Origin of the sequence: Cecembia sp., assembly GCF_007126775.1 — a bacterium.
GTDB lineage: Bacteria > Bacteroidota > Bacteroidia > Cytophagales > Cyclobacteriaceae > Cecembia.
In genome coordinates this window covers 1-12,360 of sequence record NZ_SLAP01000236.1, presented here as the reverse complement: position 1 = coordinate 12,360, position 12,360 = coordinate 1, and the positions used below count along the sequence as shown (strand labels likewise).

The 12,360-nt window shown below is 41.1% G+C and carries 11 protein-coding genes and 1 pseudogene; 9 read left to right on the top strand and 3 right to left on the bottom strand.

The window, feature by feature from the left end; all coding sequences use genetic code 11:
• The 3 genes from QZT73_RS15665 to QZT73_RS15655 form a co-directional block, all read right to left on the bottom strand.
• Positions 1 to 1,134: class I SAM-dependent RNA methyltransferase (locus QZT73_RS15665; RefSeq protein ID WP_291789151.1), on the bottom strand; the 1,134-nt coding region annotated here is incomplete at its 3' end.
• Between the two features lie 51 nt (positions 1,135 to 1,185).
• A complete protein-coding gene (locus tag QZT73_RS15660) occupies positions 1,186 to 2,016 on the bottom strand; it encodes a DUF4249 domain-containing protein (RefSeq protein WP_291783118.1) in 831 nt (276 codons plus the stop codon).
• Position 2,017: 1 nt separating this feature from the next.
• A complete protein-coding gene (locus tag QZT73_RS15655; RefSeq protein ID WP_291789149.1) occupies positions 2,018 to 4,408 on the bottom strand; it encodes a TonB-dependent receptor in 2,391 nt (796 codons plus the stop codon).
• Positions 4,409 to 4,519: 111 nt separating this feature from the next.
• Here QZT73_RS15655 and QZT73_RS15650 point away from each other — a divergent pair, with 111 nt between their 5' ends.
• The 9 genes and pseudogenes from QZT73_RS15650 to QZT73_RS15610 form a co-directional block, all read left to right on the top strand.
• On the top strand, positions 4,520 to 5,485 hold the full coding sequence (locus QZT73_RS15650; protein ID WP_291789147.1) for a VWA domain-containing protein: 966 nt from the start codon (positions 4,520 to 4,522) through the stop codon (positions 5,483 to 5,485).
• A 71-nt stretch (positions 5,486 to 5,556) separates the two neighbouring features.
• Positions 5,557 to 6,351, top strand: coding sequence for a hypothetical protein (locus QZT73_RS15645; RefSeq protein ID WP_291783110.1), 795 nt, complete (start codon positions 5,557 to 5,559; stop codon positions 6,349 to 6,351).
• Positions 6,352 to 6,491: 140 nt separating this feature from the next.
• On the top strand, positions 6,492 to 7,670 hold the full coding sequence (locus QZT73_RS15640; RefSeq protein WP_291783108.1) for an acetyl-CoA C-acyltransferase: 1,179 nt from the start codon (positions 6,492 to 6,494) through the stop codon (positions 7,668 to 7,670).
• Between the two features lie 19 nt (positions 7,671 to 7,689).
• A complete protein-coding gene (locus QZT73_RS15635; RefSeq protein WP_291789144.1) occupies positions 7,690 to 8,787 on the top strand; it encodes a toxin-antitoxin system YwqK family antitoxin in 1,098 nt (365 codons plus the stop codon).
• 77 nt (positions 8,788 to 8,864) lie between these two features.
• Positions 8,865 to 9,800, top strand: coding sequence for a phosphoribosylaminoimidazolesuccinocarboxamide synthase (locus tag QZT73_RS15630; protein WP_291789141.1), 936 nt, complete (start codon positions 8,865 to 8,867; stop codon positions 9,798 to 9,800).
• Positions 9,801 to 9,813: 13 nt separating this feature from the next.
• Entirely contained in the window at positions 9,814 to 10,194 is a 381-nt protein-coding gene (locus tag QZT73_RS15625; protein ID WP_291783100.1) for an STAS domain-containing protein, read from the top strand.
• A gap of 8 nt (positions 10,195 to 10,202) precedes the next feature.
• Complete coding sequence (locus tag QZT73_RS15620; protein ID WP_291783097.1) at positions 10,203 to 11,120, top strand: ribonuclease Z; 918 nt, start codon at positions 10,203 to 10,205, stop codon at positions 11,118 to 11,120.
• 24 nt (positions 11,121 to 11,144) lie between these two features.
• The gene (locus QZT73_RS15615) at positions 11,145 to 11,951 is read left to right on the top strand and encodes a queuosine precursor transporter (protein WP_291783094.1); all 807 of its coding nucleotides are present in this window, start codon (positions 11,145 to 11,147) and stop codon (positions 11,949 to 11,951) included.
• Positions 11,952 to 12,005: 54 nt separating this feature from the next.
• A pseudogene (locus tag QZT73_RS15610) lies at positions 12,006 to 12,360 on the top strand (bile acid:sodium symporter family protein); the annotation flags it as partial.

Here is a 12,360-nt window from a genome sequence, read left to right as displayed (position 1 = left end):
ATACTTTAACAGCCGACAATCAATTGTTCCATTGTAAAATTCGATTCTTCTGGAAGTCCTTAGTCCCACTTTTTTAGCTAAAACCATGTTACCGGTAAATATGTATCCGGCATAGCCTGCACATTTTTGCTTCATGAAGTCTCCCATTCTTTTGTAGGTTTCTCCAAGTCCTCCCTCTTCTCCGAGTCTTTCCCCATATTCGGGATTGAAAAACACCACCCCGTTTTCATTTTCAGGCACTGTAGTTTCCTCAAAATCACAAACCTCAAAATCAATCAAATCTTCTACTCCTGCGATCCCTGCATTTTCTTTGGCAAAAAGCACTGCCTGTTCGCTTATATCTGAGGCTATAATTTTTAATCCTGGAACCTCTCGTATCTTATTGGCCATTTTTTCGCGGATCTTTTGGTAAACAGCCTCTTCATATCCTTGGATATGCATGAATGCATAATGATCTCTGAAAAGCCCAGGATATCTCCCTGTCGCCATCAATGCCGCCTCAATAGCCAATGTCCCTGCTCCACACATGGGGTTGATAAAGGGACTTTTACCATCCCATTCACTGGCCAAAACAGTAGCCGAAGCCAAGGCTTCGAGCATAGGTGCATGCCCTGGTATTTTCCTATACCCATGTTTGGCCAATGTTTCCCCAGAGGTATTCAAATAAAGGGAGGCCTGTTGATCCTTCCAAAATAATTGGATCACAGCCCCATCTTTGGAAGCTCCTGTATCAGGTCTGCTTCCAAAGATTTCCCTAAACCTATCCACAATGGCGTCTTTGACCCTAACGTTGACAAAAAGGGGATTATCGACCGTCTCATTGTCCACATGGGAAACCACAGAAAAATACGTTTCTTTATCCAAATAATCTTCCCAAGGCAAAGCTTTTATCCTCCTGTAGACATCATCAGCCTTATGCAGGTATAAAGACTTGATCTCATACAGCACATGACTTGCTGTCCGCAGGTGCAGGTTCAGGTCAATACAGTCGTTGAGGGAAGCATAAAGATCAATATGGGTTCTAAAAACAGCCTTCGGTTTGAATCCCATTGCAAGCAGCTCTTGTTCCAAATAGGGTGCAAAGCGGTCCTTGCAGGTAACCGTTACTTTGCCTTTGAGGTCAAAATCAATCATGGGGCAAATGTAAGCAAATGTAAACTGTCTTAAGGCAAAATTTAAAAAACATCAATCAGGAGCAACAACAATGGTGGCCGTACGCACAGAACTCACCTTGAAATATCCTAAAGGGGCAATTTCACCTGCAACAAGATCAATATTTGACATAGGGTTTTGGGGAGGCGGACTGAATAGCCCACCATCATTAAAGAGAAGTCCTACCAATTGGTTGAGATAATCAAAAGCACTTCTGTTCAACCTGAACAATTCCAATCTTACCCGATCATTTGCATTAAAGGGAAATCCTGAAAGTTCAAATCCTCTGTTCAGTATACTGGTTCCAAAACTGTCATCAAATAAGAGATAGTCATTCCTGTTATTCAACAAAGTATCATTCCTGACCACCCGCAAGCGGTAAAAATTATTGTCTTCAAATGGAATATCTCCGTATAAAGTAAGGTAATATCCTGATTCTCTAAATACACGTTCATCCCTGAAATTATATACAATACTGTCCAAAACAGGCGCATCCAAGAGGAGGCCAGAGGATTCATAGATATTATCCTCCCACTCTACATGAAGCCGGTAATTTCCGCCAACATTTCCAGCCCCATTGTTAATTGGCAGATATCTTCCTGCCTGTTGGCTGAAGCGGAAAGGAAAAATTTGACCATTATCCTCATTTTCAATAAAGACAGTGGCATTCTCGATCAATACATTGTCTTCTTCACTGTAAAAATCCCTGGAAGTACTCAGCCTTACAAAATTGTAAATCCCAGCATCCGTCCAAAATGCTTCAATCACCGGTCTAGGTTCCACTGAATTGAGTTCTAAAAACACTTCTTCCTGGCAGGAAGCCAATAGAATAAGCAGTAGAATGGCGTTCAATGATCTCTTCATATCAAAATTCAAAGTTGTAAGTGATAGCTGGCAGGAAAGTAAATAAATATGTCTTGACCACACCAGGCCTTCTGCTGACGATTTCCTGACCAGAGCTGACGTCAAAATTGATCTCATCATTGATGATGTCGGTAAACTGGTAAGAAAAGGGATTTTTTCTCCCATATAGGTTGTAAATGCTCAAATTCCAACTTCCTCTCCATTTTCGTCCCTTGTCTACATTTCTCCAGGTTACGGAGGCGTCCATTCTGTGATAATCTGGAAAACGGTCCGCATTTCTTTGTTCTCCGTAAAGTGGCAAGCGCTGATTGTCCAATTCATAAGATCCTATTGGGAAAGTAACCGCCTGTCCTGTTGTATAGACAAAAGTCAAATTGGCCGACCACCTTTTTGAAAATTCATGGTTAAGTACAAGCGTAACATCATGAGGCCTATCAAACCGGGGATTAAACTTTTGGTCTCCACTGATACCAGCTATGTTCCACCAAACCCTAGAATAGGTATAACTCAGCCATCCAGTGGTTTTTCCTACATTTTTCCTCAATAAGAACTCCAGACCATAAGCATAACCATCGCCGATTAATAATTCAGTTTCTACGTTATCTGTAAACAATATGGAAGCACCCTGTCTCAGATCCACCAGATTTCTGAAATCTTTGTAATATCCTTCCAAAGAAAGTTCCCAAATATTATCTCTTAGGTTTTTGAAAAACCCTATTGAATACTGATCTCCCCTAATGGGAGGAATGTAGGCACCCGCAGGAATCCATCGGTCTATAGGTAAGCCTGCAGAACTATTGGATGCCACCTGCACATATTGGAAATTCCTATTATAAGAAGCTTTGAAGGAAAGGTCTTCTTTGATCAAATACCTCAGGGACAACCTTGGCTCCAGTCCCTGATAAAACTGAATATTGTCCAATCTGTTAAAGGAAAGGCTGTCAACTATATTGGCTTCCGGAGAGGGGATGCCATCCTCGTAAACAAATACTTTTCCACGACCAATTTGGTTGTAAAGCCCCCAGCGCAAGCCACCTTCTGCCCTAATTCGACTGCTTATATCCGTGACTGCAGAAAAAAAGAAGTTATGCTGCAATCCATTTCGGGGATTGGTAGCTATCGGCTCAATATTTGAACCTGGAGAGGGATTCAATGCCACGGGAGCAAACTGATAGAGCTGGGAATGGAATCCCCATGACATGGAGGACTTGTTATCTGGAATGTAACTCCATTGTCCTCTGATTCCTGTCTCAGAAAGTACATTGTCCCAATCAAAGCCAATATCCGGATCATTAAAATTCACTTCATATCGGTAGCGGCTATAATAAGCGTTGAGGTCAAAATAGGTCTTTTCATTGATGGTCCTGGTCCAGTTAAGGGAATTGATCCAATTGGCCCAACCAAAACCAAACTGTCTGGATAAGCCCAGATAGTCGGACCCGTAGTAGCTGGATAGACTGAGTTTGTCTTTGTCCCCCAATTTAAAAGTAAATTTCCCACTGAGATCATAGAAATAAAGCGAATTGTTGCGCAGGTTTTCATCATTGGATAACCTGAGAAACACATCTGCATAAGTTCTTCTTGCAGATATGGAAAAAGAAGAACGATCAGAAAATAAAGGGCCGTCCATGGTCAACCGGGAACTGATGGTACCGATACCTCCTTCTCCTTTCACCTTTTGGTAATTGCCTTCTTTTAAGGATACGTCAATGACCGAAGATATACGTCCACCCAAATTTGCAGGAATATTGCCCTTATAAAATTCTACCCCATCTAAAGCATCCGGATTGAATACGGAAAAAAATCCAAAAAAGTGGGAAGGATTATATATGGGTGCTCCATCAATCTGAACAAGATTTTGATCAGCAGATCCCCCACGTACAAAAAGGCCGGTAGTTCCCTCTCCTGCTGTCTGAACTCCTGGAAGTAATTGAAGGCTTCTTAACAAATCTACCTCTCCAAATAATGCGGGGATATTTCTGATGGTTTCAATGGGAATCACCGATTTCCCCATTTCCAGACTCTTTATATTCTGATCTGAAGCACGGCCACTTATTACCACCTCTTCTAGCGAAAAATCCTCCGGCTTGAGGTAAAAGGAAAGAATTTTATCTTTATCCTTCGGTGATATAGATCGAACAGACATTTCAAATCCTATAAAACTGATTACCAGTTTGGCAGGTAAGACAGGCGCATTGATGGTGAAGCTACCGTCTATATCTGTTACTACGCCTTGCTGGGGATTGCCTTCCCAATAAACATTGGCTCCGGGCAAAGCCTCTTCGGTTTGAATTTCTACAACTTTCCCGCGAATTAAAGACTGGTCTTGAGCTTTAATTGATGCATTAAGGAAAATTAACAAAAAAGAAAAATATACAGGTAAAACCTTCATTTAAATCATAACGTTTTGAAGAACTAACACCAAGTGCAGTTTTAAAGTTGAAAATTAACGCATTATTTTCCCAAACCTTTTCTTTTCATCATTATTTCCTAATTTCAGGCCATGATTTGGGCATATCCTGATTTTAATCTTATCCTCTGGCTGTCGATCCTGTTTATATTACTTTACACAGGGTATATGTACAGGTTTTACTTGATCAACAAAAAACTAAACGTGAAGTCTTACCGGCTTGTTATAAAGCTATTGTTAAGATTTTCATATTTTATTTTGTTCCTCATTGCATTGGCAGGGCCTTCAATAGGAACTTCTATGAAAGAGATCAAGGAAGAAGGCCGGGATATTTTCATAGCAATAGACTTGTCCCAGTCTATGAATGCTACAGACATAGGCCCGACCAGGTTGCAAAGAATTAAATTTGAGTTAAAAAACTTGGTAAAAAGATTTGCCGGAGATCGCATAGGACTGATCATTTTCAGTTCAGAAGCTTTTATTCAATGTCCCCTAACATTTGACCAGAATGTTTTACAATTGCACTTGGATGGCCTAAATACAGGTTTAGTACCAAGTCAGGGTACCGATATCAGTGCTCCTTTGGCCATGGCCCTGAGCAAATTTGAAGCAGAAGAGAGCAATGAAGTAAAATCAAGGTCACTTATCCTGATTTCCGATGGGGAGGATTTTGCAGAAAATTTCAGAGACCTTACCTCTAAACTTCAGGAAGCGGGGATCAGGGTATTTTCTTTGGGTGTAGGCACAGCACAGGGAAGCACAATTCCAAGAGGAAACGGATTAATCATTGACCCTAGAACCAACCAACCTGCTGTTTCCCGCTTAGAACCCGGCAATATGAAACTTATCGCAGCACAAACGGATGGTCAGTATTTTGAGCTTTCTGATGAAGTACAGGAAATTCAGGACCTCATCCTGGCCATTGAAAGGGTGGAAGGTACTGTCACTGGTTCCCGCATGATTGAAGCCTCAGCCAATAAATATTTTTATTTTTTATTAATTGCTCTGGTTTTGGCGGTAGTAGACATGATTCTTCCCTTAAAAACAATTAAATTGTAATTGCGTCTATAGATTTGATGATGGTATTTAGATTTATATTTTCCATTTTACTGTTAATTCCTTCCGATTGGATGGATATAGGTAAAAAAAACAGGGCCATCAAGGAAGCGGCCAGGAGTTATGCAGAGACAGATTATGAGAAATCTGTAGAAAATCATTTGTTGCTTTCCTCTGAATTTGGAATCAGCACAGCCTCCTCCAACTTTAACCTGGCATTAAGTTATCATTATAACGGTCAGTTGGAAGAAGCTCAGCGCACTTACCAAAGCCTTCAAGGTTCATCCGATAAATTGATCGCTTCTTTCGCGGCCAATCAAAACGGCATTTTATTGGCCCAGCAAAACCAATTCCAGGAAGCCCTATCTGCCTTTAAGTTTTCTCTTATCAAAGATCCTACAAATGAGCAGGCCCGATACAATTTTGAACTTTTGAGCAGGTGGCTGGAAGAAAACCCAGACAGCCAACAAGAGCAGGATGACCAGGGAGAAGATCAGGATCAGCAAGACCAGGAACAGGATCAAGAACAAGATCAGGACCAGCAGAAGGAAAGTCAAGAGCAAAAAGATGGAGAAGGGGATGAAAAGACAGATGAAGATGAGGCCTCAGAATCAGAAAAGAAAGATGACAAGTCTGGAGAAAAATCCCAACAGGAAGAACCTTCAGAAGAGCCTTCAGACCTTGAATCTGACCTGAGTGAAAGGGAGAAAGCCATGGACCGCATGAAGGAAAAATTAGAGGAAATGAACCTGACACCCGAGCAGGCGGCCCAAATTCTTGAAGCCATGAATGCTGCTGAACTTCGGTATATTCAACAAAACAGAAAAACACCCACCAAAAGACCTGAACGTGGCCTACCTGAATGGTAAAAATTTAATGAAAATGGGAGCTAGCTCTGAAAACGGTGTGCGGAATGGGGATTGTAAATGGTAATTTTTACACTACAATTCCTTGCAAATAATTGATTTTAATATAACAATTCAATTCATAAATTAAATTATAAACCCAAATGAAAGAAGTGTATATCATCTCTGCTGTAAGGACACCTTTAGGAAGTTTTGGAGGTAAACTTTCTGGGCTAACAGCAGTAGAATTGGGCAGTTTTGCCATCAAAGGTGCCCTCGAAAAAGCGGGAGTAGATCCAAAAGAAGTAGAAGAAGTGATGATGGGAAATGTCATTTCTGCTAATCTTGGCCAGGCTCCTGCAAGGCAGGCTTCTATAGGAGCGGGTATAGGCTATAATGTACCCTGTACCACTATCAATAAAGTCTGTTCATCAGGAATGAAGGCTGTTATGTTTGCTGCGCAATCCATCATGACTGGACAAAATGACCTTGTAGTGGCCGGTGGAATGGAAAGCATGTCCAATGTACCCTATTATATTCCAAAAGCACGTTTTGGATACAAATATGGCAATGCTGAAATGGTGGATGGGCTTGTAAAAGATGGGCTTTTTGAAGCTTACTACAAGTTCCCTATGGGAAATTGTGCAGACAATACAGCCAAGGAAATGGACATTAGCAGGGAAGATCAGGACAAATATGCCATACAATCCTACAACAGGTCCGCCTTTGCATGGAAATCTGGTGCTTTCAAGAATGAAGTCATACCTGTTGAAATGAAAGGCAGAAAAGGAGAAGTAATTCGCATTGAGGAAGATGAGGAATTCAAAAATGTAGTTTTTGAAAAAATCCCAAGCCTGAGGCCGGTTTTCGAAAAGGACGGAACGGTAACAGCTGCAAATGCCTCTACCATGAATGACGGAGCCTCCGCGTTGGTATTGGCTAGTAAGGAGAAAGTCCAGGAATTGGGTTTGAAGCCCATTGCCAAAATCAAAGGCTTTGCCGATGCGGCGCAAGATCCATTGTGGTTTACCACTGCCCCTGCTTTGGCCATTCCAAAGGCTATTAAAAATGCGGGACTTGCGGAAAATGATGTGGATTATTATGAAATCAATGAAGCATTCGCAGCGGTGGCCATAGCCAATCAACGTCAACTCAACCTGGATAATGACAAGTTGAACGTATATGGAGGTGCGGTTTCACTCGGGCATCCACTTGGCGCCTCAGGTGCCAGAATCATTACCACCCTAACCTCTGTACTTCACCAAAAAAACGGAAGATATGGTGTTGCTGGAATATGTAATGGAGGTGGAGGTGCTTCTGCTATTGTTATAGAAAAAATTTAAAATAAGCCAATACCCTCTTATGTTCAGATTATTTTTCAGCATTGTTTTTTCCAGTCTCTTATCTGGTCTATATGCACAGGACTGGGTCAAGACCTATTATGATGAAGAAAATCTAATCGTTAGGGAATCCTATCAAGTCCGGGAAGGGGTGCCGCAAGGAGACTACCGTCTTTACTACGAAGACGGTAGTCTTGCCGTTTCAGGCCAAATGACCGCTGGTAAAAAAGAAGGTTTATTTGTCGATTTTTTTCCAAATTCTGAAGATACATTGAGGAAAGTCAATTATGTCAACAACCTCAGAGAAGGCCCTACTGTGAGCTTTTTTCAAAATGGAAGCGTTTCTCAAAGGGCAAACTTCATAGCCAATCAATTGGAAGGTGAAGTGCTTACCTATCATGAAAATGGGGAGCTAAAACAAAAAACCAATTTCAGTAACAACAAGCCTCAGGGACTGGCCATAATCTATGATACGGAAGGCAATATCCTGGAAAAGACAAATTATCAGGATGGCATTACCCATGGTCTGAAAGAGGTATTTGATGCAAAAGGAAACCTTGTATCCCAAACAGAATTCAAAATGGGGGTTATGCATGGAGTTCAGGAAACCTTTTTTGAGGATGGTAGTTTGAAATCTCGTTTTCAGTATAAGAATGGTTATCAACATGGGGAGACCATTTCCTATTTTCCTAATGGCCAGGTAGCCAGAAAAGGAAAATACAAAAATGGCAACCCGGTCGGCACTTTCAAAAGCTATTTTGAGAGTGGAAAATTGGCAGAGTCTGCAGAATATAAAAACGGCCTGCCCCAAGGTGAAGTCGTTTCCTATTATCCAAGTGGTGGAGTAAAGGAAAAAGCCAGTTATAACAAAGCCGGAAACTTGGAGAGGATAATGGCTTATCATGAAGGGGGTAAAATGGAAAGAGAGGTTCATTTCAGAAATGGCCGGGAAGAAGGGATTGCCAAATTCTTTTATCCCTCAGGGCAGCTGAGAGAAAGCAGACCATACAGAAATGGTAGATTGCATGGAGAGCAAATGATTTATGATGAAAATGGCGAGCTGCGCGCTCAAAGAAAATACCTTGAAGGTAAACCAGTATCGATAAAGGAAAACAAATAAAGTTTTTATGAACTTTTAGTAAAAATAAGCAACCAAAACAAAGTGGTTTTTCTATTTTTGTTTGAGTAAAAAGTTTTATGGGTACTGCAATTAAAGAGACAAAATTCGAATTCCCAGGTCAGCAAGGCTTTTATAAAGGAAAAGTCAGGGATGTGTACATATTTGAGGAGCAACTGGCGGTCGTTGCATCTGACAGAATTTCTGCTTTTGACGTGGTATTGCCCAGAGCGATCCCCCATAAGGGACAGGTGCTCAATCAGATCGCTGCCAAGTTCTTAAAAGCTACCTCCGACTTGGTCCCAAATTGGGTTACCGCAGTACCCCATCCACAAGTAACCATAGGCAAAAAATGCGAACCTTTCAAAGTTGAAATGGTTATAAGAGGCTATTTGGCCGGACATGCTGCCAGGGTATACAAAGCAGGCCATCGTGTGCTTTGTGGTATCAACCTTCCTGAAGGATTAAAGGAAAATGACAAACTTCCCCATGCGATAATTACCCCCACTACCAAAGCAGCAGAGGGGCATGATGAGGATATCTCAAAAGAAGAAATCCTTGCTCAAGGTATTGTCAGTGCGGCAGATTATGATGTCTTGGAAAAATACACCCACGCGCTTTTTGAAAGAGGAAGTCAAATGGCAAGGGAAAAAGGATTGATTTTAGTTGATACCAAATACGAATTTGGTAAATTCGAAGATCAGATTCTTCTTATTGATGAAATCCATACGCCAGACTCATCGAGGTATTTTTATGCCGATGGGTATGATACCCTGCAGGAAGTAGGCCTACCTCAAAAACAGTTATCAAAGGAATTTGTGAGGCAGTGGCTTATCCAAAATGGATTTCAAGGGAAAGAAAACCAAAATATTCCGGATATGCCGGATGAGTTTGTGAAAGAAATATCTGAGCGTTACATAGAATTATTCGAGAAAATTACCGGAGAAAACTTTAGAAAAACAAATACGGAAAATTTAGAAAAGGATATAGAAACTGCAATTTTAAATCATATATAAGCAAATAACACCTATGAAATATACAGTAGACAAAAAAGAGCAATACGTAGTATTTACTCCAATGGAGGAAAAATTAGATTCCGCACTTTCTCCAAAGCTAAAATCCGAATTACTGACCGTAAATGCAGAGGGCTACCACAACCTGATCATTGATATGAGCCATGTGAAGTACGCAGATTCATCAGGACTCAGCGCGCTTTTAGTGGGCAACAGGGAATTCAGTAGAAATGGAGGGATTTTTATCATTGCGGCACCACAGGAACATGTTATGAAATTGGTGAAGATTTCCATGTTGGACAAAGTATTCAATATAGTGGATACCTTGGAAGAAGCAGCAGAAGCCATCTTTATCCATGAAATTGAAGGAAAAGCAGAAGAAGAGGAAGAAGATTAAGGCATAGTTTGGAATTTCAAGTTACCGTTCTAGGAGCCAACTCCGCCATACCCGCGCATGGGAGAAACCAAACCTCACAGTTGGTTAATATTGGCAATACTGCTTTGTTAATAGACTGTGGTGAGGGTGCACAAATACAATTGAGAAAATTCAAACTGAAGTTTTCAAAAATCGATTTTATTTTCATTTCCCACCTTCATGGAGACCATTATTTTGGTTTGATGGGTCTGATTTCCAGTTTTCACCTGAACAAAAGGAAAACCCTTCTGACTATCTTTGGCCCAAATGGATTGGATGAAATCATAACTGTACAGCTTAAGCATTCCAATACCCGACTTAATTTCCCCTTGAGGTTTGTTGCCACAGATACAGCAGGCAAACAACTGATTCTGGAAGAAAAAAATTTCAGGGTTTTTAGCATTCCTCTTAAACATAGATTGCCCTGTACGGGTTTTCTGGTTCAGGAAAAGCCAAGATTACTGAATTTGATAAAGGAAAAACTTCAGCAAAACAAACTTCCCATCGAAGCCATCAATTCTTTAAGAAGAGGTAAAGATGTATTGGACGAGGAAGGTGCGGTGCGTTTTGCAGTAAAGGACTTCACGCATCCGCCCAAAGTCCCCAGGGCTTATGCCTATTGCTCAGATACGGCCTTTGACCTGGAGTTGATTCCCCATATTCAAGGAGTAAATCTCCTTTACCATGAAGCAACCTTTGGGACTGATGAAGAGGAAAGGGCTGCAGAAACCCTTCACAGTACTGCGGCCCAGGCGGCCATCATCGCAAAAATGGCCAATGTCGGTAAGTTGTTGTTGGGGCACTTTTCCAGTAGGTACATAGATCTTGCTCCTTTACTAGAAGAAGCAAGGGCAGAATTTCAAGCAAGCTATTTGAGTGAAGAAGGTATTACTTATAAGATCGAATAAGGTTTTTCTTCTAAATGCTTTTACATGGAAAAAACGATACAGGAGCAGGAATTTCAGTACAAAAAGACCAACCTTTTTATCATTCTCAGTGGTATCTTTCTTACCAACGCCATCCTTGCTGAGATCATTGGAGTGAAGATTTTTTCCGGGGAGTTGGCCTTAGGCTGGCAGCCGGCAGGCTGGACCATTTTTGGAGATTATGTATTGGACTTTAACCTTACCGCCGGCGCCGTAATTTGGCCTGTGGTTTTTGTGACCACCGATATCATCAATGAATATTATGGAAAAAAAGGAGTTAGAAAAATCAGTTTCGTTACCGCTTTTTTTATCGCATATATTTTCTTTGTAATTGTCGGAGTAACACAACTGCCTCCCGCACCTTTTTGGTTGGATGTAAATACGCCGGACCCGGAAGGTAACCCTTTCAATATAGACTATGCCTTCAATGTAATTTTCAGACAGGGATTGGGAATTATCATTGGTTCTTTAGTGGCCTTCCTTCTTGGGCAGTTGATTGATGTGTTTGTATTCCAAAAACTCAGAAAAATTACAGGACCCAAAATGATCTGGTTGAGGGCCACAGGATCCACCTTGGTGTCTCAGTTCATAGACTCATTTGTTGTACTTGGTATTGCATTCTATATATTCGGAAATTGGTCTTGGGCGCAGGTGGCTTCTGTAGGAATCATCAATTACATCTATAAATTTTCTGTTGCCGTTCTATTGACTCCAGTACTTTATCTGGGACATTATCTGATAGACAATTATCTGGGCAAGGAGGTTGCAGACAAAATGACAAAAGAAGCTTCAGCGGACACCTCATTTTTATAAAATTTGTCTTTTTAAGAGGTACTCATTACCTTCCTTCCCACTTTCTTTAAAAATATGCAGGAAGCACTGGACGCCAGCAAACTCAATTTCAACCAAGAGGCATTGTTGTTGCTCAATATTTCTTTGGCCATCATCATGTTTGGTGTGGCATTAGATCTTAAAATCAAGGACTTTCACTATGTAGCAAAGTATCCCAAATCATTTATTGCAGGCCTCTTCTCACAGTTTATCGTTTTACCTGCATTGACCCTGCTTTTGATTACATTTATCCAAGCCCCCCCTTCCGTGGCTTTGGGTATGTTTTTAGTAGCCGCTTGCCCGGGGGGCAATATTTCCAACTTCATGACCCATTTAGCCAAAGGAAATACAGCACTTTCTGTTTCACTCACCGCTTTTTCAACTGCATTTT

Coding starts and splice junctions, on each gene's coding strand:
- QZT73_RS15625 (WP_291783100.1), top strand. CDS start 9,814: ATGAAATATACAGTAGACAAAAAAGAGCAATACGTAGTATTTACTCCA.
- QZT73_RS15655 (WP_291789149.1), bottom strand. CDS start 4,408: ATGAAGGTTTTACCTGTATATTTTTCTTTTTTGTTAATTTTCCTTAAT.
- QZT73_RS15645 (WP_291783110.1), top strand. CDS start 5,557: ATGGATATAGGTAAAAAAAACAGGGCCATCAAGGAAGCGGCCAGGAGT.
- QZT73_RS15660 (WP_291783118.1), bottom strand. CDS start 2,016: ATGAAGAGATCATTGAACGCCATTCTACTGCTTATTCTATTGGCTTCC.
- QZT73_RS15635 (WP_291789144.1), top strand. CDS start 7,690: ATGTTCAGATTATTTTTCAGCATTGTTTTTTCCAGTCTCTTATCTGGT.
- QZT73_RS15630 (WP_291789141.1), top strand. CDS start 8,865: ATGGGTACTGCAATTAAAGAGACAAAATTCGAATTCCCAGGTCAGCAA.
- QZT73_RS15615 (WP_291783094.1), top strand. CDS start 11,145: ATGGAAAAAACGATACAGGAGCAGGAATTTCAGTACAAAAAGACCAAC.
- QZT73_RS15650 (WP_291789147.1), top strand. CDS start 4,520: ATGATTTGGGCATATCCTGATTTTAATCTTATCCTCTGGCTGTCGATC.
- QZT73_RS15640 (WP_291783108.1), top strand. CDS start 6,492: ATGAAAGAAGTGTATATCATCTCTGCTGTAAGGACACCTTTAGGAAGT.